This window comes from Oerskovia sp. PE-21s (assembly GCF_056158145.1).
In genome coordinates this window covers 491,203-514,724 of the sequence record NZ_JBUXJM010000002.1, presented here as the reverse complement: position 1 = coordinate 514,724, position 23,522 = coordinate 491,203, and the positions used below count along the sequence as shown (strand labels likewise).

Annotated in this window: 20 protein-coding genes and 1 tRNA gene; 10 read left to right on the top strand and 11 right to left on the bottom strand. The window is 73.5% G+C overall.

What is annotated here, in order from left to right:
- Positions 1–66: 66 nt before the first annotated feature.
- Positions 67–1,308, top strand: coding sequence for a mechanosensitive ion channel family protein (locus ACZDYF_RS05355; RefSeq protein ID WP_475054373.1), 1,242 nt, complete (start codon positions 67–69; stop codon positions 1,306–1,308).
- Positions 1,309–1,320: 12 nt separating this feature from the next.
- On the opposite strand, the gene ACZDYF_RS05350 is transcribed toward ACZDYF_RS05355, so the two are convergent.
- Entirely contained in the window at positions 1,321–1,833 is a 513-nt protein-coding gene (locus tag ACZDYF_RS05350) for a PTS sugar transporter subunit IIA (RefSeq protein ID WP_475054369.1), read from the bottom strand.
- Positions 1,834–1,842: 9 nt separating this feature from the next.
- The gene (locus ACZDYF_RS05345; RefSeq protein WP_191789190.1) at positions 1,843–2,073 is read right to left on the bottom strand and encodes a PTS sugar transporter subunit IIB; all 231 of its coding nucleotides are present in this window, start codon (positions 2,071–2,073) and stop codon (positions 1,843–1,845) included.
- A gap of 267 nt (positions 2,074–2,340) precedes the next feature.
- Between ACZDYF_RS05345 and ptsP the strand changes: the two genes are divergently transcribed.
- The 6 genes from ptsP to ACZDYF_RS05315 all read left to right on the top strand — a co-directional run bounded on the left by ptsP (position 2,341) and on the right by ACZDYF_RS05315 (position 8,770).
- Complete coding sequence (ptsP, locus tag ACZDYF_RS05340; RefSeq protein ID WP_475054363.1) at positions 2,341–4,032, top strand: phosphoenolpyruvate--protein phosphotransferase; 1,692 nt, start codon at positions 2,341–2,343, stop codon at positions 4,030–4,032.
- Between the two features lie 168 nt (positions 4,033–4,200).
- Complete coding sequence (locus tag ACZDYF_RS05335) at positions 4,201–4,599, top strand: globin (protein WP_475054618.1); 399 nt, start codon at positions 4,201–4,203, stop codon at positions 4,597–4,599.
- Positions 4,600–4,672: 73 nt separating this feature from the next.
- Positions 4,673–5,569, top strand: coding sequence for an acyl-CoA thioesterase (locus ACZDYF_RS05330; protein ID WP_475054616.1), 897 nt, complete (start codon positions 4,673–4,675; stop codon positions 5,567–5,569).
- Between the two features lie 48 nt (positions 5,570–5,617).
- Positions 5,618–6,616, top strand: coding sequence for a DNA topoisomerase IB (locus ACZDYF_RS05325; RefSeq protein WP_475054358.1), 999 nt, complete (start codon positions 5,618–5,620; stop codon positions 6,614–6,616).
- A gap of 127 nt (positions 6,617–6,743) precedes the next feature.
- Positions 6,744–7,040, top strand: coding sequence for a hypothetical protein (locus ACZDYF_RS05320; RefSeq protein WP_204808403.1), 297 nt, complete (start codon positions 6,744–6,746; stop codon positions 7,038–7,040).
- A gap of 74 nt (positions 7,041–7,114) precedes the next feature.
- Positions 7,115–8,770, top strand: a complete 1,656-nt coding sequence (locus ACZDYF_RS05315) for an SDR family oxidoreductase (protein ID WP_475054355.1) — start codon at positions 7,115–7,117, stop codon at positions 8,768–8,770.
- Here the strand turns inward: ACZDYF_RS05315 and ACZDYF_RS05310 are convergent.
- The 8 genes from ACZDYF_RS05310 to ACZDYF_RS05275 all read right to left on the bottom strand — a co-directional run bounded on the left by ACZDYF_RS05310 (position 8,751) and on the right by ACZDYF_RS05275 (position 19,890).
- Positions 8,751–9,551 (bottom strand): hypothetical protein, encoded by an 801-nt coding sequence (locus tag ACZDYF_RS05310; RefSeq protein WP_364073847.1) that lies wholly within the window; start codon positions 9,549–9,551, stop codon positions 8,751–8,753. The two genes, ACZDYF_RS05315 and ACZDYF_RS05310, sit on opposite strands and share 20 nt — an antisense overlap.
- 113 nt (positions 9,552–9,664) lie before the next feature.
- Entirely contained in the window at positions 9,665–10,171 is a 507-nt protein-coding gene (locus ACZDYF_RS05305) for an acyl-CoA thioesterase (protein WP_138824940.1), read from the bottom strand.
- Between the two features lie 83 nt (positions 10,172–10,254).
- Entirely contained in the window at positions 10,255–11,841 is a 1,587-nt protein-coding gene (locus tag ACZDYF_RS05300; RefSeq protein ID WP_475054350.1) for a GTPase family protein, read from the bottom strand.
- Entirely contained in the window at positions 11,841–13,937 is a 2,097-nt protein-coding gene (locus tag ACZDYF_RS05295; RefSeq protein WP_475054347.1) for a dynamin family protein, read from the bottom strand. The genes ACZDYF_RS05300 and ACZDYF_RS05295 overlap by 1 nt, the downstream gene beginning before the upstream one ends.
- A gap of 135 nt (positions 13,938–14,072) precedes the next feature.
- Positions 14,073–15,755: an energy-dependent translational throttle protein EttA gene (gene ettA, locus ACZDYF_RS05290; RefSeq protein WP_364073857.1), complete on the bottom strand. Its 1,683-nt coding sequence runs from the start codon at positions 15,753–15,755 to the stop codon at positions 14,073–14,075.
- Positions 15,756–15,867: 112 nt separating this feature from the next.
- On the bottom strand, positions 15,868–16,545 hold the full coding sequence (locus ACZDYF_RS05285) for a single-stranded DNA-binding protein (protein ID WP_475054342.1): 678 nt from the start codon (positions 16,543–16,545) through the stop codon (positions 15,868–15,870).
- Positions 16,546–16,588: 43 nt separating this feature from the next.
- On the bottom strand, positions 16,589–18,175 hold the full coding sequence (locus tag ACZDYF_RS05280) for a GTPase (protein ID WP_475054339.1): 1,587 nt from the start codon (positions 18,173–18,175) through the stop codon (positions 16,589–16,591).
- On the bottom strand, positions 18,172–19,890 hold the full coding sequence (locus ACZDYF_RS05275; RefSeq protein WP_475054337.1) for a GTPase: 1,719 nt from the start codon (positions 19,888–19,890) through the stop codon (positions 18,172–18,174). Before ACZDYF_RS05275 ends, ACZDYF_RS05280 begins: the two co-directional genes overlap by 4 nt.
- 187 nt (positions 19,891–20,077) lie before the next feature.
- Between ACZDYF_RS05275 and ACZDYF_RS05270 the strand changes: the two genes are divergently transcribed.
- A tRNA-Arg gene (locus tag ACZDYF_RS05270) sits at positions 20,078–20,150 on the top strand.
- A gap of 429 nt (positions 20,151–20,579) precedes the next feature.
- Positions 20,580–21,236: a flavin reductase family protein gene (locus tag ACZDYF_RS05265; protein ID WP_475054335.1), complete on the top strand. Its 657-nt coding sequence runs from the start codon at positions 20,580–20,582 to the stop codon at positions 21,234–21,236.
- 247 nt (positions 21,237–21,483) lie between these two features.
- On the opposite strand, the gene ACZDYF_RS05260 is transcribed toward ACZDYF_RS05265, so the two are convergent.
- Positions 21,484–22,122 carry an alpha/beta hydrolase gene (locus ACZDYF_RS05260; protein WP_475054332.1) on the bottom strand — a complete coding sequence of 213 codons (639 nt, stop codon included), beginning with the start codon at positions 22,120–22,122 and terminating at the stop codon, positions 21,484–21,486.
- 176 nt (positions 22,123–22,298) lie between these two features.
- Here ACZDYF_RS05260 and ACZDYF_RS05255 point away from each other — a divergent pair, with 176 nt between their 5' ends.
- Complete coding sequence (locus tag ACZDYF_RS05255) at positions 22,299–23,516, top strand: toxic anion resistance protein (RefSeq protein ID WP_191789203.1); 1,218 nt, start codon at positions 22,299–22,301, stop codon at positions 23,514–23,516.
- The last annotated feature ends 6 nt before the right edge of the window (positions 23,517–23,522 follow it).

Sequence of the window (23,522 nt, the reverse complement as noted above, 5' to 3'; positions counted from 1 at the left end):
GTGAGGCTCGTCACGTGCGGCGAGAGACGCCGTCGGGGGGCGCGTCGGGCCGGGTAGCCTGCCCAGATGGCTTCTCCGACCCCGTCCCCCACAGACCTCGGCGACCAGATCGCCGGACAGGCCAACGTCTGGCTCGAGTGGTTCCTCGGAACCCCTCTGAGGATCATCCTCATCGTCGTGATCGGTTCGATCCTGCTCGCGATCCTTCGCCGACTGATCAACCGCGTCGCCGAGCACATCGCCGACGGCACGCCCCTGACCGAGCGGCGCGGCATGAAGGGTCTCAAGGGCCTCAGCCAGTCCGCGGTGGGCAACGTCCTGCTGCGCGCCAACCCGCTCGCGAACGCCCGTCGCGCCCAGCGGGCCCGCACGATCGGCTCGGTGCTGCGCTCGACCGCGAACATCCTCGTGGGGACCACGATCGTCCTCATGGTCCTGACCGAGCTGGGCATGAACATCGCCCCGTTCCTCGCGTCGGCCGGGATCGTGGGCGTGGCCCTGGGCTTCGGTGCGCAGAGCCTCGTCAAGGACTTCCTGTCGGGCACGTTCATGCTGCTGGAGGACCAGTACGGCGTGGGCGACTCGGTCGACTTCGGGGTCGTGTCCGGGACGGTCGAGGAGGTCGCGCTGCGCGTCACCAAGGTCCGCGACGGCGACGGCACCCTCTGGTACATCCGCAACGGCGAGATCCTGCGCACCGGCAACAAGTCGCAGGAGTGGGGCCGCGCCTCGGCCGAGGTGCACGTCGCGTACTTCGCGGACCTCGCCCAGGTCGAGCGGGTGCTGCGCGAGTCCGGCGAGGTGGTCGCCGCGGACCCCGTGCTGGGCACCTACCTCCTGGAGCAGCCGGCCGTGTCCGGCATCGAGTCCATGACGCCCGAGGAGATGGTCCTCAAGGTCTCGGTCAAGACCCAGGCGTCGATGCAGGGCGAGATCTCCCGCGCGCTGCGCACGACCGTCCGCGAGCGCCTCGCCGCAGCCGACGTGCCGCTGGCCGGGGCCGAGCGTCCGGCTGTCGCCGACGAGGCTCCCCCGGTGGCGGACCCGGCGGCGGCCCCGGTGGCGGCCCCGGTGGCGGCCCCGGTGGCGGCCGCGGCGCCCGGACCGGCCCAGGTGCCTGCCCACGGCACTCCCCCGGTGCCCGCCGGGTCCGTCGCCCGGGACGCGGTGAACAACCGCGACACCGCACAGAACCAGGACTCCCTGCAGGCTCGTGACGCGGTGCAGCCGAAGGACGAGGTGCAGGTCAAGGACTCGGTCCAGACCCGCGACACGCTGCGGGACGACCCCTCGCAGTCCGACCGGTAGCCTGCTCGGTCGTCAGGTCCAGGACAGGACGGGTTCTCCGGCGCCGACCGTCCGGCCGGGTTCGACCAGCAGCGTCAGGAGCGACGGGTCGCCCTGGAGGGCGATGACCGAGCAGAGGGTCGAGAGCCCCAGCGCGGCCACGCGCGGGGGCTCCCAGGAGAGCAGGGTCGTACCGGCCTCCACCCGGTCTCCGGGTTCGACGTGGAGCTGGAAGCCCTCTCCCCCGAGCCTCACGGTCTCGATGCCCAGGTGGACGAGGATCGTGCGTCCGCCCGAGGCCTCGAGCGCGAAGGCGTGCGGGAAGAGGGAACCGACCGTGCCCGCGGCGGGGGCCACGACGGTCGCGATGCCGTCTGGGTCCACCGCGGGTTCGATCGCGAGGCCGGGCCCCGCGAAGGACTGCGCGAACACGGGGTCAGGGACGTCGGCCAGAGCCACGACCGTGCCGCTCAGCGGTGCTCCGACGCGCAGGACCGGCTCGTCGGTCGACGAGCCGGCCCTCGCGGGAGGAACGGTCGGTGGCATCTGCTCGGGTCAGCGCAGGGTGTCGAGCTCGGCGGCGAGGTTGTCTGCCTCGGGTCCCACGATCACCTGGATGACCTTGCCCGAGCGGACCACGCCGAACGCACCCGTGGCCTTGAGCCCGACCTCGTCGACGAGCGCGGGGTTGGTCACCTCGACGCGCAGCCGGGTGATGCAGGGTTCGAGGTCGACCACGTTCGACTGTCCGCCGAGCGCCTCGAGGATCTGCTGTGCCTTGCTCATCTACGAACTCCTGACTCCTGTGCTGCGGGGCGCCATTGCCGGGGCGACGGCCTGCGAGCAGGCCTCTTCCTCCCACCCTAGTCTCACGACCCGGCGCGGTGAGGGACAAGGGCGGGCGATTTCCCCTGCCCGACGACGCCGCGCGCCACCTGCGCGCACGCCCGCGGCGACCGGGTGCCCGCTTGGCGCTCCGCTCACGGCTGGGGAACACTGCCAGGTAGGGGAACCCGGCCGACCGCCGGGACCGGGCGAGCTCAGGAGGACGTCGTGGCCAGCGAGGAACAGCGGACGATCACCGGCATCGGGGTGTGCCCCGGGAAGGTCGTCGGACCGGTCGTCTTCCTGCCCGAACCGCTCGCCGAGCCCTCCCCCGGGCTCCGCCTGCGCCCCACGGCCGACCTGCGCGCCGAGGCCGACCGCATCCCGGTAGCGGCTGCCCAGGTGCAGGCCGACCTCGAACGGGCCGCGGCTGCCGCCTCCGGGGACACGCGCGACGTGCTGGAGGCCACGGCCGCGATGGCCGCCGACCCGACGCTCGCGGGCGACGCCGCACGGCGCGTGGTCGACGAGCACCTGATCGCCGAGCGCGCCGTGTGGGAGGCCGCCGAGTCCGTCGCGCAGCAGTTCGAGGCCCTCGGCGGGTACTTCGCCGAGCGTGCGCGTGACATCGCGGACGTGCGCGACCGGATCGTCGCCGCGCTCTCGGGCCGCCCCGCGCCGGGAGTCCCGGACCATCCCGAACCGTTCGTGCTCGTCGCGCTCGACCTGGCCCCGTCGGTGACCGCGGGCCTCGACCCGGCACGGGTGCTCGCGATCGTGACCGACGGCGCCGGCCCCACGTCGCACACCGCCATCGTCGCGAACGCCATGGGCATCCCCGCGGTGGTCGCCGCGGTCGGCGCGAGCGAGGCGCTCAGCGCGGGAGACACGGTCCTCGTGGACGGGTCGGCCGGGACCGTGCTCGTGCACCCCACCGACGAGCAGGTCGCGACCGCACGGGCGCTCGCCGCGACCGTGCGGACCTTCTCGGGAGAAGGACTCACCGCGGACGGCCACCGGGTCCAGCTCCTCGCCAACATCGGCGACCCCGCGGGGGCCGAGCCCGCCGCGGCCGCCGGGGCCGAGGGCGTGGGGCTCTTCCGCTCCGAGTTCGCCTTCCTCGACCGCGAGGAACCGCCGACGGTCGACGAGCAGGTCGCGGCCTACCGGACGGTCTTCCACGCCTTCCCCGGCCGCAAGGTCGTGATCCGTACCCTCGACTCGGGCGCGGACAAGCCCCTGCACTTCCTGTCGGTCGACGACGAGGAGAACCCGGCCCTGGGGGTGCGCGGGCTGCGCACGGCCGAGAAGTGGCCCGACCTCCTGGAGCAGCAGCTCGAGGCCGTCTCGCTCGCGGCCGCGGCCGAGGAGGCCGTGGTGTGGGTCATGGCCCCCATGGTCTCGACCGTCGCCGAGGCCGAGTGGTTCGTGTCCCGGTGCGCGGCCCACGGGCTCGACACCGCGGGCGTCATGATCGAGGTGCCCAGCGCAGCCCTGCTCGCCGGTCCCGTGCTCGCCCGCGCGCACTTCGCCTCGATCGGCACCAACGACCTCACGCAGTACACCATGGCGGCCGACCGCCTCCTCGGCTCGCTCGCCGAGCTGAGCGACCCGTGGCAGCCCGCGGTCCTCCAGCTCGTCGCCGCGACCTGCCGCGGCGGGGACCCTCAGGGGCGGCCCGTGGGCGTGTGCGGCGAGGCGGCGTCGAACCCCGTGCTCGCGGCCGTGCTCGTCGGGCTGGGCGTGTCCTCGTTGTCGATGACGGCGCGCGCGATCCCCGACGTCGCCGCGCTGCTGGGCGCGGTGACGATCGCCGAGTGCCGCGAGGTCGCTCAGCTCGCCCTGGCGGCCGAGAGCGCGGCCGACGCACGCGCCTCGGTCCGGGCAGCCCTCCCGCAGCTCGACGAGCTGGGGCTGTGAGGAGCCCGACAGCGGCGAGCGTCACGTCGCCCGGACGCCCGGGCGTGCGCGACCGGGTGGGATGATGGCCGCGTGACCAGCGATCCCGTCCCCGCCCCCGGCGGCACGCCCGCACCGCTGCCAGGCGGCTCTCCCGCTGCCCTCCCGGTGAGCGCCGCGACCCCGCGCCTGCGCGAGTCCGTCGCGTCCTCGGACAGCTTCTACGACGCGATCGGGGGGCACGAGACCTTGGTGCGGCTCGTCGACGCGTTCTACGAGGGCGTGGCCGCGGACCCGGTGCTCAAGCCCATGTATCCCGAGGAGGACCTCGGCCCCGCCAAGGTCCGGCTCACCATGTTCCTCGAGCAGTACTGGGGCGGCCCCACGACCTACTCGGAGCAGCGCGGCCACCCCCGCCTGCGCATGCGCCACGCCCCCTTCAAGGTCAACCCCGACGCGAGGGACCGCTGGCTCGCGCACATGCGTGCCGGCGTCGACTCGCTCGACCTCGCCCCGCTGCACGAGGCCACGCTCTGGGACTACCTGGAACGTGCCGCCCACTCGCTGATCAACACCTTCGAGGAGTGACGTGACCGACGTGACGGCCCCCCGCGCCCACCAGTCCGAGCACCGCGACCAGCCCGAGCCCTTGCGTACCAAGGTGACGGCGGACGAGCTCGCGCGCGACCCGCTCGGCAACCTGCTGCGCGCGCTCCGGCTCGAGGAGAAGCCCGCCGACGACTCGCGTTCCGACGGCGCCGACGTGCGCTTCGGCGGCCTGAGCGTCGACCAGCCCAACGCCCGGATCTACGGCGGTCAGGTGCTCGCCCAGGCGCTCATCGCCGCGGGCCTGACGGTCGAGGGCGACCGCCGGCCCCACTCGATGCACGGGTACTTCCTGCGCGCGGGCGACCTCGACGCCCCCATCGAGTTCGCGGTCGAGAAGCTGCGCGACGGCCGCTCGTTCAGCGCGCGCCGCACGCACGCCGTCCAGCACGGCAAGCCGATCCTGTCGATGATCGCGTCGTTCCAGGAGGAGCAGGACGGCGTCGAGCACACCTCACCGATGCCCGAGGCCCCGGACCCCGAGACCCTGCCGTCGGCGTTCGACGAGCTCGGCAAGATCCCGCACCCCGCCGCGCGCTCGCGCTCGCACGAGGCCGCGTTCGACCTGCGCCACGTGGGCGGCTCGCTCTACCTGGGCCCGGGTGCCGAGCGCACCGACCAGCAGATGGTGTGGATGAAGGCCCGCGGGCCCGTCGAGGGCGACCAGCTCCTGCACCGCGCCCTCATGGCGTACGCGTGCGACCAGATCATGCTCGAGCCCGTGCTGCGCAAGACCGGGTCCAGCTGGGTCACTCCCGGTGCCTCGATCGCGAGCCTCGACCACGCCATGTGGTGGCACCGCGACGCTCGCGTCGACGAGTGGCTCCTCTACGTCCAGTCCTCCCCGAGCGCGCAGGGCGGGCGGGGCCTGGGCGCCGCACGCGTCTTCACGCGCGACGGTCGCCTCGTGGCGAGCATCGCGCAGGAGGGCATGCTGCGGCTGCCGGTCTGATCGGACCGCTGACGAGCGAGTCGCCGGGGCGCGGGGCAGGATGACCGGATGGTCCGCCTGCGCCGCGTCTCGGTCTCCTCTCCCGGGTACGGCCGACGCCGCCACGGCAAGGGGTTCTCGTACCTCGACGTGGACGGCTCCCGCCTGACCGACCCGGACGAGCTCGCGCGGTGCACGCGCCTGGTCGTCCCGCCCGCCTGGTCCCAGGTGTGGATCTGCCGGTACCCGGACGGTCACATCCAGGCGTTCGGCTACGACGCGGCGGGGCGCGGCCAGTACGTCTACCACGAGCAGTGGCGCGAGCGCCGGAACCGTCGCAAGTTCGACCACGTCCTCGAGGTCGGTGCCCGGCTCCCTGCCGCACGCCGCCGGGTCGCCAAGGACCTCGCGCTGGACGGCATGCCACGGGACAAGGTCCTCGCGCTCGCGTTCCGGCTCCTGGACCTCGCGTACTTCCGGGCGGGCAGCGAGGCGTACGCGCGGCAGAACGGCAGCTACGGGCTCGCGACGCTGCGCACCGAGCACGTGCGCGTGCGGCGCGACGGCTCGGTCCACTTCCACTACCCCGCGAAGTCGGGGCAGGTGCGCGACGTCGTCGTCGAGGACGAGAGGGTCCGCGAGATCGTCACGACGCTCGTGCGGCGTCGGGACGCGGGCGACCTGCTCGCGTGGCGCGAGGAGACGCCGGGCGGCGTCGTCTGGCACGACGTGACGAGCGCGGACGTGACCGCCTACCTCAAGGAGCGCCTGGGCGAGGACGCGACCGCGAAGGACTTCCGCACCTGGCACGCCACGGTCCTCGCGGCCCGTGCCCTCGCGGACGCGGGCACGCCGCCCGCCTCGGCCCGCGCCCGGCGGGCCGTGGTCGCGGGCGTGGTCCGGGACGTCGCCGAGGAGCTGGGCAACACCCCGGCCGTCGCGCGGTCCTCGTACATCGACCCGCGACTGATCGACCTCTGGGAGCGTGGGCAGACCATCGCGCCGCTCCGGGGCAGGCGGCGCGGCCAGGCCGCGTCCGAGCGCGCCGTGCTGGACCTGCTGGCCTAGACGTCGGCACGGCACGAGCCGTCCCGGAGGTCACCCGGCCCCACGGGACGAACGCCCCTTCCTGGGAGTCTCCTGAACGTGCTACCTTCTGCCGCCATCTCATCACGTTCACGCAGGAGCATCGACGATGATCTTCTTCGGCTGGGGCCGCAAGGCCAAGTCACAGCACATCTCCCCAGAGCAGGCCCTGGTCCTCGCCTACACCTACGTCCACATCTTCTGGCTCTTCCGCATCACGGTGCCGCGGGAGTACAGCCTCGCGACGCTCACGCCGTCGGGCTGGGCCCAGCGGCCGCTGACCGCGGACGAGGCGACGGACGCTCGTGGCGAGCTCTCGATCCACTGGTGGTGGAAGTGGGGCCTGGCGATCATCGGCGTCCCCCTCTTCGCGCTCTTCGTCCTGGCCCTCGCTCTCCCGGCCTGACGCGAGACCTCCGGAGCAGGTCCGGGGGACGGCCGGTCGCGAGCGGCCGCCCCCCGGGTCACCATGGGAGCATCATGACTCCAGCCGACGCCGCCGCTCCCCCGCCCACCGCGACCGCCCCTGCCGACGGACCCACCGACCCTTCCGGGCCCACCCCGCTGACCGTCGCCGTCACGGGGGTGACGGGCTATGTCGGCGGCCGCCTGGTCCCCGAGCTCCTGGACGCCGGGCACCGCGTCCGCGCGGTCGCCCGCCGCCCTGAACGCCTGGCCGGACGCGACTGGGCCCAGCACGTGGACCTCGTGCAGGCCGACGCGTCCGACCTCGACCAGATCCGCGAGGCGCTGCAGGGCGCGGACGTCGCGTACTACCTGATCCACTCGCTCGGTACGGGGCGCTCGTTCGCGGCCCGCGACCGCCGCACGGCCCTGACGTTCGCCCGGGCGGCACGCGAGGCGGGCGTCGGGCGGATCGTCTACCTGGGCGGCCTGTTCCCCGACGTCGACGACGCCGACCTGTCCCCGCACCTGGCCTCGCGCAAGGAGGTCGGCGAGATCCTGCTGGCCTCGGGCGTCCCGACGACGGTGCTCCAGGCCGCGGTGATCCTCGGCTCGGGCTCGGCGTCGTTCGAGATGATGCGCTACCTCACCGAGCGCCTGCCCGCGATGACGACGCCGCGCTGGGTCGACAACCGCATCCAGCCGATCGCGATCCGCGACGTGCTGCGCTACCTGGTCGGCAGCGCGACGATGCCCGCGGACGTCTCGCGCGCGTTCGACGTCGGCGGACCCGACGTCCTGACCTACCGGCAGATGATGCAGGGCTACGCGCAGGTCGCGGGCCTCCCTCGACGGCTCATCGTGAGCGTCCCCGTGCTGACCCCGCGCCTGTCGAGCCACTGGGTGGGGCTCGTGACGCCCGTGCCCGCGAGCATCGCGCGGCCCCTCGTCGAGTCCCTGGTCCACGAGGTCGTGTGCGACGAGCACGACATCGCGCGGTACGTCCCCGACCCGCCCGGCGGGCTGATCGGCTTCCGCCGCGCGGTCGAGCTCGCGCTCGAGCGCATCCACGACGGGGAGGTGACCACCCGGTGGTCGTCGGCCGCGGTCGAGGGGGCGCCGAGCGACCCCCTGCCCTCCGATCCCGACTGGGCGGGTGGCTCGCTCTACGTCGACGAGCGCCGACGCGTGGTCGACGCCCCGGCAGACGTCCTGTGGTCCGTGATCGAGTCGATCGGCGGGCAGCGCGGCTGGTACTCGTGGTCGCTCGCGTGGCGGGTGCGCGGCCTCCTCGACCGGCTCTCGGGCGGGCCGGGCCTGCGACGCGGGCGCCGCGACGAGCGCACGCTCGTGGTCGACGACGTCCTGGACTTCTGGCGGGTCGAGGCCATCGAGCCCGGCCGGCGCCTGCTGCTGCGCGCCGAGATGCGGCTGCCGGGTCTCGCGTGGCTCGAGCTGCGCGTCGACGAGGCGGCCGAGGAGATCACCGGGCCCGACGACGTCGGTCCCGCTCCCGAGGAAGCGTCCGGTCCGGGCCGGAGCTACTTCGCGCAGCGGGCGCTCTTCCATCCCCACGGCCTCGCCGGGCAGGCCTACTGGTGGTCGGTCAAGCCGTTCCACGGCGTGGTCTTCGGAGGCATGCAGAAGAACATCGCCGAGGCTGCCGAGCAGGCTGCGCGCCGGACGGAGGAGCAGGCCCGGCGGCCCACCGCTACTCCTCGAGCGCGGTGAGCATCCGGTCCACGAGGGCGAACGCGGTCTCGCTGACGACCATCCCGGCGAGCGTGACGTCCGTCAGGTCCGCGTAGTCCTCGATGAGCTCGCGGATGTCCTCGTCGAGCACGCCGGGCCGGTGCACGGCACCACGCGCGGGGACCGCGCCCGAGACCAGGTCGAACGTGAGGGACGCGATCGCGGCGAGCAGCGGCTCGTCGGCCGCGACGAGCCGTGCGATCGCGGCACGGCCGGCGGCGGACGTGGCTTCCCCCGTGACGGCCTGGAACGCGAGCAGCGCGACCTGGAGCGTCGCGGGACCGTGGAGGAAGGACGCGTCGAGGCCGGGCAGGACCTCCTGCGCGGCGAGCAGCACCTCGAGCTGGAGGTCCACCTGGTCGGCGGGCTCGCCGGGCAGGTGGGCTGCCCCCATCGTCAGCAGGAGCAGCGCGACCCCGCTGCGCACGTCCTCGGGCTGGTGGTCGTCCCGGACGACGGCCGCGAGCACGCGCAGCGCGGGCACCGAGACCTCGTAGAGCGCTCCCTCGTGGTTCACGACCTGCCACAGCAGGTCCAGTGCCTCGTCCTGCTCGGCACCTGCGGGCCCGACGACGGCGCGCACCAGGGCAGGGAGCACGTCGGCCGTGCCGAACGCCCCCTGGTAGGCGGCCCAGTCCACGGCGTCGAGCTCGATCTCGACGTCCGAGACCGACGCCGCGGACCGGGGCAGAACGGGCAGAACGTCTTCGGGTCCGGCATCGACGGCCACGTCGGCGCCCACAACCTCTACGGTGTCCACGCGCGCATCATGACATCAACCAGGGGCATCCGTCACGGTCGTGTTCGTCACCGGACCTGCGGACGTCTCACCGGGGGGCTCGAGGTCGCAGGATGGCGACGGGGCCGAGCGCCTCAGCGCCCCCGACGACGGAACTCGAGCGGCTCCTCGACGAAGGGCTGCCAGGCGGCGCGCTCGGGCTCGGTGATGCGTCGCGGGGCACCCGTCGCCGCGTCCACGACCACGATGGTCGTCGCTGCCTTGGCGTAGGGCCTGCTGCCGATCGAGGGCCCCGTGCGCTCGGCGCCGTCCGGCCACTCGGTGTGCACCTCGTAGCAGACCTCGAGGCTCGCCCCGCCCAGGTGCCCGAGCCACATCTCGACGCGCACCGGGCTCCGCGTGAACCCCAGGGGCCGCAGGTACTCGATCTCCTGCCGGGCGACCAGGGTGTGCGACGTCGCGTGCGGTCCCGTGTCGAGGACCGCCGTGGGCCAGCTCTCCTCGATCGAGGCCTCGGGGTGGCGCCAGAACGCGGTGATGCGGGCATCCTCCAGGAGCCGCAGCATCTCGACGTTGTTGACGTGCTGATAGGCGTCGAGGTCGGACCAGCGCAGGGCGACGGGGACGTGCAGGCGGGTCATGGAAGTCCTTTCTTCGCGTGGGGCACGCGCCTCTCGTCCGCCGGAGATCGGTGGGGAGGCACCCGGGTCACCTTACGCCCGCCTCAGGTCGCCGCGACCTGGGCGGCCACGCGGCACGTCGTGAGCGCCGAGAGCTCCTCCGCGACGGGCAGCCAGACGAGGCGCCCCGCGACCTCCCCGATGCTCTCCCGCAGCCTGCGGCGCGCGCGGGCCGCCCGCCGTCGGGCACCGAGCGCTCCCGCGACGCGCGACGCGAGGGCCAGCACGATGCCGACCACCACCCCGCCCAGGGCCAGGAGCGTCGGCCAGGGAATCCCCCGCCACACCGGGGTCGCCGGGGCCGGGAGCTGGAGATACGCGAGCACCGCGAGCACCCCCAGCCACGCGAGCCCCGCGACCAGCGCCCCCAGCACGACCCACTGCAGGAAGCTCACGACGCCCCACCAGCGCGGGCGGCGCGTGGCCTCGAGCTCGGTGCCCGCGACGGCCTGGTCGAGCGCGTCCGCCAGGCCCCCCGTGCTGTCGGTCACGCTCGCCCGCGCCGCGAGCACCCAGTCCTGCGGGGCCCCGGCCGTCATGGTCGAGACGTACTCGCGGACCGCGACCTGCGCGCGGGCCGCGACCGTGGGCGAGGTCCGCGGGATCGACGTGCGCGCCAGGTCCGGCCGGTCCGTGCCGCGCGTGAGGCCCAGGCGCCGCAGCGGGTCCACCCGCAGCCGCCCGATCCACCGCGTGGGTGGCCACCCGGTCGCGGCGCGTGCACGGCGGTTCGCCGATCCGCGGACGGCGTCGACCACGGTGGGCACCCCGGCCGCGGCCTCGAGGGCGTCCACGAGGCGGGCCCGTGCCGCGTCCTGCGAACGCGCGGGCACCGTGTCGCCGCACGCGTCCGCGATCCTCCTCGCGACGCCGCGCACGTCCGCGACCATGCGCGCGACCGCGGCCTCCCGGCGGGCCGCCGCCCGGTCCAGGAGTGCGTCGAGCTCGTCGATCCCCTGCCCCGTGGTCGCCGAGACGCCCAGCACGCGCGCCGCGGCCAGGCCGTCCTCGGCCACGAGCCGGCGCAGGTCCGCGAGGCACGCGGTCGCCTCCTCGGGCGTCAGCCGGTCGATCTGGTTGAGCACGACCACGACGACGTCCCCGTGCCCGGCGAGCGGGCGCAGGTACCTCTCGTGGAGTGCCGCGTCCGCGTACTTCTGGGGGTCGACGACCCACACCAGCAGGTCGACTCGCTCGACCAGGCGCTCGGCGACCGCCCGGTGCTCGGTCACGACCGAGTCGTGGTCCGGCAGGTCCAGCAGCACGAGCCCGTCGGTGGCCACGGCCGCACGATCGGCGGCATGGTGCCGGTCACCGACCTCGAGCCAGCTCAGGAGGGGGTCCGCGCCCGGCCCCCAGACGACCGCCAGGGGGCGCGACGTCGTCGGGCGCGTGATGCCCGCACGCGCGAGCGGCGCGCGCGCAATCGCGTTGAACAACGACGACTTGCCGGACCCAGTGGACCCCGCGAGCGCGACGACCGTGTGCTCGGCCGACAGCGCGCTGCGCGCCACGGTCCGCGCGAGGACGGCGCGCGCGTCGTCGAGCAGGTCGTCGGGCAGGCGCGCCGTGCCGGCCGAGACCGCGGTCTCGAGCGCCGCGACACGCGCCGAGAGGTCGAGGCGGGCCATCAGCGCCCTTCTCCGGTGGTGGTGGCGTCGCCCGGCTCGTCCGTGCGGGCGCCGAACAGCCGGCGCCAGAACCCGGGACGCTCGGTCGCCACCGCGTCGTCCGGGGCCGCTGGTGCGGACGCAGGACGGGTGTGCACGCCGCGCAGGGCGCCCGCCTGCCCGACGGCGCCGCTCGCCTCTCCCGCCACGCCCGCCCGGTCGCGGCTCTTCTGCTCGCGCCGCGCGGCCTGGCGCACGTCGTACGCCGCGGCGCGGAGAGCGGCGCCCGTCGCGTCCCCCGTGCCGAGCGCGTCGAGCTGCGACGTGTAGCGCCGGGCCTCGCCGTCGAGGACTGCCGTGACGCGGTCCACGAGCCGGTCCTGCGCGGTGCGGGTCAGGCGGCGGACCGCGTCGTCCCCGAACACGGCCTCCAGGAGCTTCTGCGCGAGCACCGCGGTCCCGCCCGCGATGCCGATCTCCGCCCCGGTGATGCCGCCCGTCGAGGCGAACACGAGGATCATGAGCGCCACGCCCAGCCCGTTGAGACCGAACGACAGCGCCCGCGCCGTGCCGCGCCGGGCCGCGGCCTGCTCGCCCACGAGCGCCAGGACGTCGGACTGCCAGCCCCGGATCTCCTCCGCGACCCGGGCGCGCAACGAGGCCGAGGCGCGGGACAGGTCGAGCCCGTCGAGCAGCGCGGAGCCGGCCGGGTCGGCACGCCACGCGCGGTACGCACGTTCGGCGGCCTCCTCCGCGGCATCGAGCACCACGGACTCCAGGCCGTGCGAGATCGCCTCCTCGACGCCTGGGACCTTGCGGCCCTTGCCGCGGAAGAACCCGCCGATCGCGTCGCGCACCGAGCCGACCTTCTGCTCGACCGCCCGGAAGAACTCGCCCGTACCCACGAAGTCCTGCCAGCGCGCGAGGACCTCACCGCGCAGCATGGCACCGTCGCTCGTCGCGGCCAGGACCGTGCGCCGCGCGTCGTCGTAGGCCGCGTCGACCGCGGACCGCAGGTGATCGTCGGCCTCGTGCTGCACGTCGACCGCGCCCGCGAGCCGCAGCGCACGCCGCACCAGGTCGTCGACCACGCCGTCGCGCGTCGCGTCGATCACGGCCGAGCGCGCGCCCGCGTCGCCGCCGAGCGCGGTCAGCCAGCGCGAGATCTCCCCGACCGCGGTCTCGGGCAGCAGACCGTCCGTGAGCGGAGCCTCGGGCACGAGGAAGATCGGCGCGTCGCCCAGACCGTTCTCGGAGGCCAGACGCTGGAGGTCCGCGCCGACGGCCTCTGCCCCCGGGTCGACGCGGTCCAGGACGAGCGCGACCTGCGCGCGCCGGGACGCCGCCTCGACGAGCAGGTCCCACGGCACCGCGTCGGCGTAGCGCGCGGCCGTGGTCACGAAGAGCCACAGGTCCGCGGCACCCAGGAGCTGCGCCGCGAGCTCGCGGTTCTCGACCACGACAGAGTCGACGTCCGGGGCGTCGAGGAGCGCGAGGCCCTGCGGCAGGACCTCGGACCCGACCAGCCGGACGGACCGGTGCGATCCCTCGGCCGCCCCGTGGTCCGCGGGACCCGTGACGCGTGCGAGCCCCGGCAGGATGCGGTCCGTGCTGAACCAGCGGACGTCGAGCGGGTGGTGGACCAGCACGGGCGAGCGGGTCGTGGGCCGCAGGACCCCCGGCACCGTGACCCTCTCCCCCAGGACCGAGTTCACGAGCGTCGACTTGCCCGCCCCCGTCGAGCCGCCCACCACCACGAGCAGCGGCGCGGACCTCGACCGCAGGCGCGGGAGGAGGTAGTCGTCGAGCTGGTCGAGCGCGAGGGCGAGCGTCCGCCGGTCCTCCTCGACCCCCGGCGTCACGAGCGGCAGGCGCTGCGCGGTGAGCTCGCCCCGCAGCACGTCGAGGGCCGCGACGAGCTCGTCGGTACCCTGCGCCGTGCGCGCGGCTTGCCCCACGACCGGGTCGTCCTCGGCGACGTGGCGACCGTGGCCGGCCTCGTCGAGGCCGCGCCCGACGGAGCCGCCCTCGTCGGAGCGGTCGTCTGCGCCGTCGGGAAGGCCGCCGTCAGGGGCGCCGCCGACGGACGGGGCGACGTCGTCGCTCGGGTGGGTCATGGGCCTCAGTCTGCCGGACGCGGCGCCCGAGCGACCGGTGAGCGCGCCGGGACGCCGAAGGGCCCCGGCGCAGCTCGCCGGGGCCCTTCGGTCGCGGTGCCGTCCGTCAGGGGACGAGCACCGGTCGTGCGCTGGTCAGTCGCGCGTCAGCTTGCGGTACGTGACGCGGTGCGGGCGCGCCGCGTCGGCACCCAGACGGCTGATCTTGTTCTCCTCGTAGGAGGCGAAGTTGCCCTCGAACCAGTACCAGTTCGCCGGGTCCTCCTCGGTGCCCTCGTACGCGAGGATGTGCGTCGCGACGCGGTCGAGGAACCACCGGTCGTGCGAGACCACGACGGCGCAGCCCGGGAACTCGAGCAGGGCGTTCTCGAGCGAGCCCAGCGTCTCGACGTCCAGGTCGTTGGTGGGCTCGTCGAGCAGCAGGAGGTTTCCACCCTGCTTGAGGGTCAGCGCGAGGTTCAGACGGTTGCGCTCACCGCCCGAGAGCACGCCGGCCGGCTTCTGCTGGTCCGGACCCTTGAAGCCGAACGCCGCGACGTACGCGCGCGAAGGCATCTCGACGTTGCCGACCTTGATGAAGTCGAGCCCGTCCGAGACGACCTCGAACAGCGTCTTCTTGGGGTCGATCCCGCCGCGCGACTGGTCGACGTAGGAGATCGACACGGTCTCGCCGACCTTCAGGTCGCCGCCGTCGAGGGGCTCGAGGCCCACGATCGTCTTGAAGAGGGTCGTCTTGCCGACGCCGTTGGGGCCGATCACGCCGACGATGCCGTTGCGCGGCAGCGTGAAGCTGAGCCCGTCGATGAGCCGGCGGCCGTCGAAGCCCTTCTGCAGGTTCTGAGCCTCCAGCACGACCGAGCCCAGGCGCGGGCCCGGCGGGATCTGGATCTCCTCGAAGTCCAGCTTCCTGGTGCGGTCCGCCTCGGCAGCCATCTCCTCGTAGCGCGCCAGACGCGCCTTCGACTTGGTCTGGCGGCCCTTCGCGTTGGAGCGGACCCACTCGAGCTCGTCCTTCAGGCGCTTCGCGAGCTTCTGGTCCTTCTTGCCCTGGATCGCCAGGCGCTCCTGCTTCTTCTCCAGGTACGTGGAGTAGTTGCCCTCGTAGGGGTACAGGCGACCGCGGTCGACCTCGCAGATCCACTCCGCGACGTGGTCGAGGAAGTAGCGGTCGTGGGTCACGGCGAGGATCGCGCCGGGGTAGGACGCGAGGTGCTGCTCGAGCCACAGGACCGACTCGGCGTCCAGGTGGTTGGTGGGCTCGTCGAGGAGCAGGAGGTCGGGCTTCTCGAGGAGGAGCTTGCACAGTGCCACACGGCGGCGCTCACCGCCCGAGAGCACCGACACGTCGGCGTCCGGCGGCGGGCAGCGCAGCGCGTCCATGGCCTGCTCGAGCTGCGAGTCGAGGTCCCACGCGTCGGCCGCGTCGATGGCCTCCTGCAGGGTGCCCATCTCGGCGAGAAGGGCGTCGAAGTCCGCGTCCGGCTCGGCCATGAGCGCCGAGATCTCGTTGAAGCGGTCGAGCTTGCCCTTGATCTCGGCCACGCCCTCCTCGACGTTGCCGAGGACTGTCTTCTCCTCGTTCAGCGGCGGCTCCTGCAGCAGGATGCCGACCGAGTAGCCCGGCGAGAGCCGGGCGTCGCCGTTCGAAGGCTGCTCGAGGCCGGCCATGATCTTCAGGATCGTGGACTTGCCGGCACCGTTGGGGCCGACCACACCGATCTTGGCCCCGGGAAGGAAGTTCAGGGTGACGTCGTCGAGGATGACCTTGTCACCGTGCGCCTTGCGCGCCTTGTACATGGAGTAGATGAACTCAGCCACTGGCTCTGTTCCACCGTTCGATCGCTCGCGGGATGCTGTGCGCCCGCCCCGGACCCGGGGTGGCCCCCGGTGGGGCGGGCGTCTTCGACCCCCCAGCCTACGCGGTCGGGCCTCAGCGCGTCGCCAGGAGCTCGCCGGTCAGCAGGTCCTCGCCGTCGTCGTCGGCCTCGGCCTTCTCCTCGGTGAGGCCCGCGTGGTCGGCACCCGAGCCTCGCTCCCCCAGCGCGTCGTCCACCAGGCCGTGCTCGGCGTCGTCGTCCTCGGGGAACGGCTCCCCCGGCCGGCCCAGGTCCCACGCGCTGCCGTCGCCCGGTCCCTCGTCCAGCCCGCCCGAGCGCTCACCGGCCCCCGTGGCCCCCGAGCCCGGAGCGCCCCCGGGCGACCCGGACGCCGGGGCGTCGGTGACGCCGTCGGGCTGGGCCGTGCGATGGACCGTGTGCTGGAACTGCGCACGACCGCGCGTCAGGTCCGGGCCGAGCGCGCTCGCCTCGATCACGAGGTTGGTGCGCGGACCCTCGGGGCTGGTCCACTCGTCGACCGCGAGGCGGCCCGTGACCACGACCGCGTCGCCCTTGCGCAGCGACGCCGCGACGTTCTGCGCCATGGCCCGCCACGCCTTGACCGTGAACCAGATGGTCCGTCCGTCGACCCACTCGCCGCGCGAGCGGTCGAGGTAGCGCGTGGTGCTCGCGATGCGAAAGCTCGTGAAGTCGTTGCCGGTCGGGGACGTGAAGAGCTTGGGAGTGGTGCCCATGAAGCCTGCCAGCGTCACCGTGACGTCGTTGCCCATCGTTCCTCCTGGGTGCGGGGTCGGCCTGGTGCCGACCGCGCACTCAGGCTGACGGTTCGCGCGTCGTGGTGTCCTGGGCCGAGGGGGCTCCTGTGGACGCGTCGCCCAGATCCTTGCCTGTGGGCAACGTCAGAGGCCCGGTGAGCGGCAGCTCCTTGCCCGTCTCGCGCGCCGACTGCGCCAGCTCGCGGACCCTGCGGTGCTCGTCGAGGAGCTTCTGCGTGGGCTTGCCCATGGTCTCCTGGACCACGCGTTCGACGGCGCCGCGCCCCGACGCCAGCACCGTCGCCTCGCGGCGGCGCGCCAGCGTGCGGCGGATCTGGACCCCCGCGAGGAAGAACCCCAGGGCGACCAGGACCGCGGCCCCGGCCACGATCGCGGACGTCGCGACGATCGCCCTGTCCAGGTCCAGCACCCCCAGCGAGCTGAGGATCGCGAGAGCTCCCGTGACCACCGCGACGCCGATCGCCACGAGTGCCGTGACCCGCGTCGCCCGAGCCGAGGACGGCCCGCGGGTGTCGAGCGAGACCTTCGACAGTGCGCGCTGGGTGTCCTCGACGAGCCGGTCCGCAGGCGCCACGGCCTCGTCCAGCGCACGCTTCCAGCCCGGGCGCAGCGCCTTGCCCGCGCGCGCGATCCACCGGCTGCGTGACAGCGCGACGGCGTCGGCCTGCGGCGGGGCGAACTCGGGGCGCCCGTACCCGTTGCGCACCGCTGCCGCGACCTGCCCCGCGACGGCCGCCAGGCCCGTGGCCTCGCCGATGGCGACGACCTCCTCCTCGACCGCGGTGCTCATCGTCCACGGCACCTCGCCCGGGGTCTCCTCGAGCAGCAGCGCGCCGGCGCGGTCGAGCTCGCCCGCGACACGGCTCGCGGCCACGCTCCGGCGCGCCACGGCCTGCTCCAGGAGCTCGCGCACCTGCCCCAGGCCCTCGCCCGTGCGTGCCGAGACCATGGTCACGTACACGCCCGAGAGGCCGTCCTCCTCCAGGAGGCGGCCCATGTCCGCGACCAAGTTCCCGCGCTGCGTCGTGGGCACCGTGTCGATCTGGTTGAGCGCCACGACCATCGACGCCTCGAGCCCGACCGACTTCTGCAGGTAGCCCGAGTGCAGCGCGTCGTCGGCGTACTTCTGCGGGTCCACGACCCACACCAGCAGGTCCACGAGCGGCAGGACGCGGTTGACGACCTCCTGGTGCGCGGGCTCGATCGAGTCGTGGTCCGGCAGGTCCAGCAGGACCAGGCCCTCCAGACCCTGCTCGGCGTCGCCGTCGAGCTCGCTGCCGCGCGTGATCCGGCGCTCGGGGTCGACCTCCAGCCAGTCCAGCAACGCCGTCGCCTGGTCGCTCCACGAGCACGCCGTGATGCGCGCCGTCGTGGGCCGCTTGGCACCCACGTCCGCGAAGTTGAGGCGCGAGATGCGGTTGAACAGGCTCGACTTGCCGGAGCCCGTGCCGCCCGCGAGCGCCACGACCGTATGGTCCACGCCGAGCGCCAGACGCTCGCGCACCCCGTCGATCGCGGTCCGGATCCGAGCCGCGACCTCGGGGTCGAGCCGGTCGCCCGCGAGGTCCAGGGCCTTGGCGAGGTCGTCCGTGCGGGACCTGAGCTGGGTGTCGTGGGACGTCATGAGAGCCTCCTGAGCTCGGCGAGGCGCAGGCGCAGCCCGACGGCGGCATCCGGTGCGAGGGCGGGGACGTCGAGGCGTTCGTGCAGGTCGAGGGGCTCGCGGGCCACCATGGTCGCGGCGCGGTCCGCGAGGTCCGACGCCAGGGTCGCGACCGACGCGTCCCCCGCGTCGCCCAGCAGGCTGCGCACGAGGCGCGCGGCGTCGTCGGACCCTGCGGCGGCCGTGAGGAGGAGAGCCGCCAGGCCCGTGGGCCCGAACGCCTTGACCGCGGCCTCGGCCCGGCGCGTCTCGGCGGTCTCCTGCGGCGCGATGCCGGGCTCGTCGATGCCGCGCAGGGCCTCGACGGCACGGTCGGCGACCGCGACCCACTCGTGGACCTGCGTCGCCGCGGCCTGCTCACGTGCTGCCTCACGGCCCGGGTCACCGTGCTCGGGCGCGAAGGCCGGGCCACCGGGAGGGGCCGTGGGCCCCGAGAGCGCGACCCGCAGGGCGTCGTCCGCGGTCGCGCCCGCGGCGACGAGAGTACGGGTCGCTGCGGCGCGCACCTCGTCGAGCAGCGGTTCGAGCGCGACCTCGCGCGAGCGCCCCCGACGCTTGGTCGAACGGGCCAGGCCGTGGCGGACCTTGACGCGGTCGATCTTCTCCGCACCCGCGAGCTGGGCCCAGCGCGAGGCGACCGACCCCTCCGCCACGACGCCCGAGGCGACGGACGCACGGGCCGAGGCCTCGGCACCCGGCAGGGCACGGTCGATCGTCTCGCGCAGGACCTCCGCGGCCTCGACCTGCTCCTGCACGGCGCCCGCGATGCCCGTGACCCATGCGGGCAGCGCCGCGAGCGACCCCTTGAGCGTGCGCACGATCACGGCGCGCGAACGGTCCGGCCCCGCGAGCATCGTCAACCAGCGCGCGATGGGCGCCACCGTCGCAGGGTCGAGCATGCCCTCGTGCGGACCCACGTCAGGGATCACGAACAGCGGGACGCCCTCCATGCCGTGCTCGCGCAGGCGGGCCAGCAGGTCGCCACGGATCGTCGTCAGGTTGTGCTGCGGGACACGGTTGAGCACCATCGCGACGCTCGCGCCGCGCTCCATGGCCTGCCCCAGCGCGACCCAGGGCAGGGCGTCGCCGTAGCGGGCCGCCGTGGTCACGAACAGCCACAGGTCCGCGGCCTCGAGCAGCTGCGCAGCGGTCGACCGGTTCTCCGCGAGGAGCGAGTCCAGGTCCGGGGCGTCCAGCAGCGCCGTGCCGCGCGGCACGCCGTCGTGCTCGACGACGCGCGACATGGCCGTCGTGGGGCTGTGGACCAGGACGTCGACGTCGAGCGGGTTGTAGGCGAAGACGGGCTCACGGGTCGTCGGGCGCAGGACCCCCGCCGTGGAGACCTCCTCGCCCAGCAGCGAGTTGTACAGGGTCGACTTGCCCGCGCCCGTCGACCCGGCGATCACGACCACCGCAGGCGAGGACAGCTCCTTGAGCCGGGGCAGCAGGTGCTCGTCGAGCTGGTTCAGGAGGCGCTTGCGAGCCTCCTCCGCGTCTGCGGCCCCGTCGAGGTCCAGCGGCAGGCGGGCGTCGGCGACGTCACGACGCAGGTCCCGGCCCACGTCGTAGACGGTCGTCCCGATCTCCTCAGGGGCGTTGCCAGGCGTGTTGCCGGGCGTCCTGCCCGAGGCGGAAAGGGCCCGCGAGGCAGGGTCGGCAGCATGTCGGGTCGTCACCCGTTCATCTTCTGTGGTTACCGAGGCGATGCCAAACGCGCGCGCCGATGACCGGGTGACGGACTGCGGCCGGGGCGGGTGAGTTGGCTGGCCGGGGACGCGCGGCCGAGAGGAGGTGGTGTGCGACACGTCGTCCTCGCGCGCGTGCGCGCAGGTCACGGCCGGTTCCCACTACGATGGTCCCCGCGCCCCGATAGCTCAATGGATAGAGCAACGGCCTTCTAATCCGTAGGTTGCAGGTTCGAGTCCTGCTCGGGGCACCCCTGCGCCGCCACGAGGAAGTCCCAGGCGGCCCTGCCCCCGACGTGGTTGACCATGAATCCACGGCTCAGGTCCCGCACTCCGTACAGGTCCGCCCGGCCGTCGGGGAACGAGAGCTCGACGTACCCCGCCTCGAGCTCCTGGCGAGAGACCAGAGGCTCGATCAGTGCGGCGAGCGCCCCGACGTCGACCTGTCCTGCGTCACCGTCGACGAACCGTTGGACGAAGATGTCGAAGCTCCTGCGCAGAGCATGCCCGACGGGGCGGACACCCCAAGGGGGCCGGTCCTCGCTCGTCGGTGGCGTGGCCGTGCGGGCCCAGCGGTGGACGCCTCCCCGAGCCGTCCGCTCTCCTGACCACGACCTCACGTCCCGGTGGCCCGCTCCGTCTTCAGGACGAGCCCGTCCACCCGTCGCGGAGGTACTCCCATGCTGGCCGTCCAGAGCACCGAGCACGTCACGATCGACCCGCCCATCCTCTACTTCGGGACCCCGGTGGTCCTCGTCAGCACCGTCGGCGACGACGGACGGCCCAACCTCGCCCCGTTGTCGTCGATCTTCTGGTTGGGCCACACCGCGGTGATCGGGGTGGGGGCCAGGTCGCAGACGGCGATCAGGCTTCGGGAGACGGGCGAGGTCGTCCTCAACCTCCCCTCGGTCGAGCAGGTCTCGGCGGTCGACCGGATCGCGCTCACGACGGGCCGCGACCCGGTCTCGGCGCGCAAGTCGTCCGTGGGGTACCGGTACGAGCCGGACAAGTTCGGGCGCGCGGGCCTGACGCCCGTCGCGTCGGACACGGTGTCGGCGCCGAGGGCGGGCGAGTGCCCGGTGCAGCTCGAGGGTCACGTGGTGGACGCTCATCCGTTGCGCGGCGACGACCCGGTCGCGGCGGGGAGCATCCTCGCGGTCGAGATCGCGGTCACGCGGGTGCACGTGCACGAGTCGATCCGGCTCGCGTGCTCGGCCCACCGGATCGACCCCGACCGGTGGCGCCCGCTCATCATGAGCTTCCAGCAGTTCTACGGGCTGGGTGACCGGGTGCTGCCGTCGAGGCTCTCGTCGATCGACGAGGAGTGGTACCGCTAGCCGTCGTCGCCCAGGCGATCTCCGCCGTCGGGACCGCGGGGCTGACCGCTCCGCTGTGGGCGGCGTCCCGGCCCGTCGTGGCGGTCCGGTGACGGGCAGCGCTTCCGTGGTCGGCTGAGCGTGAACTGTTCGGGTCGGGGACCGTGCCCATAACTGACAACAATTGTTGGCACTCTGCGGCAACACCACCCCGCCCCCAGCCCCTGGTGCCCCCCAGGAGAGGGTGCGCCCCCGGCGGAAGGAGGCGTCAGTCCCCGAGCCCGGCGCCTTCGAGCACCCCGTCCAGGAACACCGACACGTCGGCGAGCTCCTCGGCGCTGATCGAGTGCGGCAGCCCCGCGTACTCGACGTCGGTCACGGCGGTGAACCGCGGCAGCCAGGCCGAGGTCCGCGCCGTCGCGTCGGCCGAGATGACCCGGTCCGCGTCGCCGTGCCCGAAGAAGACGGCCGGCCGCCGTTCCGCGAACGCCTCGTCACCGGGCAGCGCCGCGTCGAGCACGAAGCCCGAGAGCACGACCCCCGCCGCGAAGCGCTCGGGGGCGGTGCGCAGGAGCTGGGTCACCATCAGGCCGCCCTGCGAGAAGCCCACGGGCACGACGACCGTCCCGGGGGCCACGTTCGCGTCGAGCCACGCGAGCACCGCCTCGGTGGACTCCGCGACGGGTGCCGGGTCTGGACGTCCCGGCACGCCCAGCGGGAACCACGAGAACCCGCCGTTGCCCGCGTCGAGGGGAGCGCGCAGCGACGCCCAGTCCCAGACCGGGTGAAGATGACCGGCGATCGCGGGCAGGTCGTGCTCGTGCGAGCCGAACCCGTGGAGCAGCAGCAGAAGGGGGCGGCCCGCCTGGTTGCTGCCGCGGACGTGGACCGTGATCGGGGAGCTCATGCCGAGAATCCTGACATGGGGAGTTCTCTCCCTTCCCAGGCCGTGAAAGAGTAAAGAACCGGCCACCCGTCGCGGATATACTCCCCGGACCGGCCGGTCGACCGGCTTGCCCGGTTCGCCGGGTTCCAGGGGTGGGTCCCGCACCGACCTCCGTCAGAGACGAGCGAAGGATCACGATGACCGAGGCAGCACCGCTCCAGCCCCCCGCCGCGACCGAGCACCTGGTGCTCTCCGCGCCCGAGCCCGTGAAGCCCGTCGCGACCACGCAGGCCCCCGCGATGGCTCCGCGCGTCGACGAGGCCGCGATCCCCGGTCTGGACCAGAAGGTCACGTCCTACCTCGACGCGCTCATGGCCTCCGACGCGCGCTCGCCCGAGTTCGCGGCCAAGGCGAACGACGTGCGCACCATGGGCGACCAGGACATCCGCACCGCCGCCGACGCCTCGAACCGCCTGCTGGCCACGCCCGTGCGCGCGCTCAAGGAGGGCGGGCTGTCGGAGGGCTCCAAGGTGGGCAGCACGCTCCTGGAGCTGCGCCGCACGGTCGAGAACCTCGACCCGTCCGAGGCGAGCATGGGCCGCAAGCTCCTCGGCTTCATCCCCTTCGGTGACAAGCTGACGGACTACTTCCGCCGGTACGAGAGCGCGCAGGGCCACCTCAACGCGATCATCCGCGCGCTCTACGACGGCCAGGACGAGCTCCGCAAGGACAACGCCGCGCTCAACCTCGAGAAGCAGCACCTGTGGGACACCATGGCGCGCCTCAACCAGTACATCTACGTGGCCGAGCGCCTCGACGCGCAGCTCTCCGCGAAGACCGCCGAGCTCGACGCGACGGACCCGGAGAAGGCCAAGGCGCTGCGCGAGGACGTGCTGTTCTACGTGCGCCAGAAGCACCAGGACCTCCTGACGCAGCTCGCCGTGTCCATCCAGGGGTACCTCGCGATCGACATCGTCATCAAGAACAACGTCGAGCTCATCAAGGGCGTCGACCGCGCGACCACCACGACCGTCTCGGCGCTGCGCACGGCCGTCATCGTGGCCCAGGCGCTCGCCAACCAGAAGCTCGTCCTGGACCAGATCACGGCGCTCAACACGACGACGTCGAACATGATCGCCTCGACGTCGAAGATGCTCGCGGACCAGTCGGCGACCATCCAGGCGCAGGCTGCGAGCGCCACGGTCGGCCTCCCCCAGCTCCAGGCCGCGTTCCAGAACATCTACGCGACCATGGACTCGATCTCGACGTTCAAGGTCCAGGCGCTGGACTCGATGGCGCAGACCATCGGCGTCCTGGAGACCGAGACGACCAAGGCCCGCGAGTACCTGGACCGTGTGGCCCAGGGCGACCAGTCGGGTGCGGCCTCGGGCGCGCTCGACCTCGGGAAGGTCTGACCCGGA

Excerpts from the sequence above, each read along its gene's own strand:
- ACZDYF_RS05255 (WP_191789203.1), top strand. The coding sequence starts at position 22,299 with ATGACCGAGGCAGCACCGCTCCAGCCCCCCGCCGCGACCGAGCACCTG.
- ACZDYF_RS05265 (WP_475054335.1), top strand. The coding sequence starts at position 20,580 with ATGCTGGCCGTCCAGAGCACCGAGCACGTCACGATCGACCCGCCCATC.
- ACZDYF_RS05285 (WP_475054342.1), bottom strand. The coding sequence starts at position 16,545 with ATGGGCAACGACGTCACGGTGACGCTGGCAGGCTTCATGGGCACCACT.
- ACZDYF_RS05350 (WP_475054369.1), bottom strand. The coding sequence starts at position 1,833 with ATGCCACCGACCGTTCCTCCCGCGAGGGCCGGCTCGTCGACCGACGAG.
- ACZDYF_RS05305 (WP_138824940.1), bottom strand. The coding sequence starts at position 10,171 with ATGACCCGCCTGCACGTCCCCGTCGCCCTGCGCTGGTCCGACCTCGAC.
- ACZDYF_RS05315 (WP_475054355.1), top strand. The coding sequence starts at position 7,115 with ATGACTCCAGCCGACGCCGCCGCTCCCCCGCCCACCGCGACCGCCCCT.
- ACZDYF_RS05295 (WP_475054347.1), bottom strand. The coding sequence starts at position 13,937 with ATGACCCACCCGAGCGACGACGTCGCCCCGTCCGTCGGCGGCGCCCCT.
- ACZDYF_RS05345 (WP_191789190.1), bottom strand. The coding sequence starts at position 2,073 with ATGAGCAAGGCACAGCAGATCCTCGAGGCGCTCGGCGGACAGTCGAAC.
- ACZDYF_RS05325 (WP_475054358.1), top strand. The coding sequence starts at position 5,618 with ATGGTCCGCCTGCGCCGCGTCTCGGTCTCCTCTCCCGGGTACGGCCGA.
- ACZDYF_RS05260 (WP_475054332.1), bottom strand. The coding sequence starts at position 22,122 with ATGAGCTCCCCGATCACGGTCCACGTCCGCGGCAGCAACCAGGCGGGC.
- ACZDYF_RS05280 (WP_475054339.1), bottom strand. The coding sequence starts at position 18,175 with ATGACGTCCCACGACACCCAGCTCAGGTCCCGCACGGACGACCTCGCC.
- ACZDYF_RS05355 (WP_475054373.1), top strand. The coding sequence starts at position 67 with ATGGCTTCTCCGACCCCGTCCCCCACAGACCTCGGCGACCAGATCGCC.
- ACZDYF_RS05320 (WP_204808403.1), top strand. The coding sequence starts at position 6,744 with ATGATCTTCTTCGGCTGGGGCCGCAAGGCCAAGTCACAGCACATCTCC.
- ACZDYF_RS05300 (WP_475054350.1), bottom strand. The coding sequence starts at position 11,841 with ATGGCCCGCCTCGACCTCTCGGCGCGTGTCGCGGCGCTCGAGACCGCG.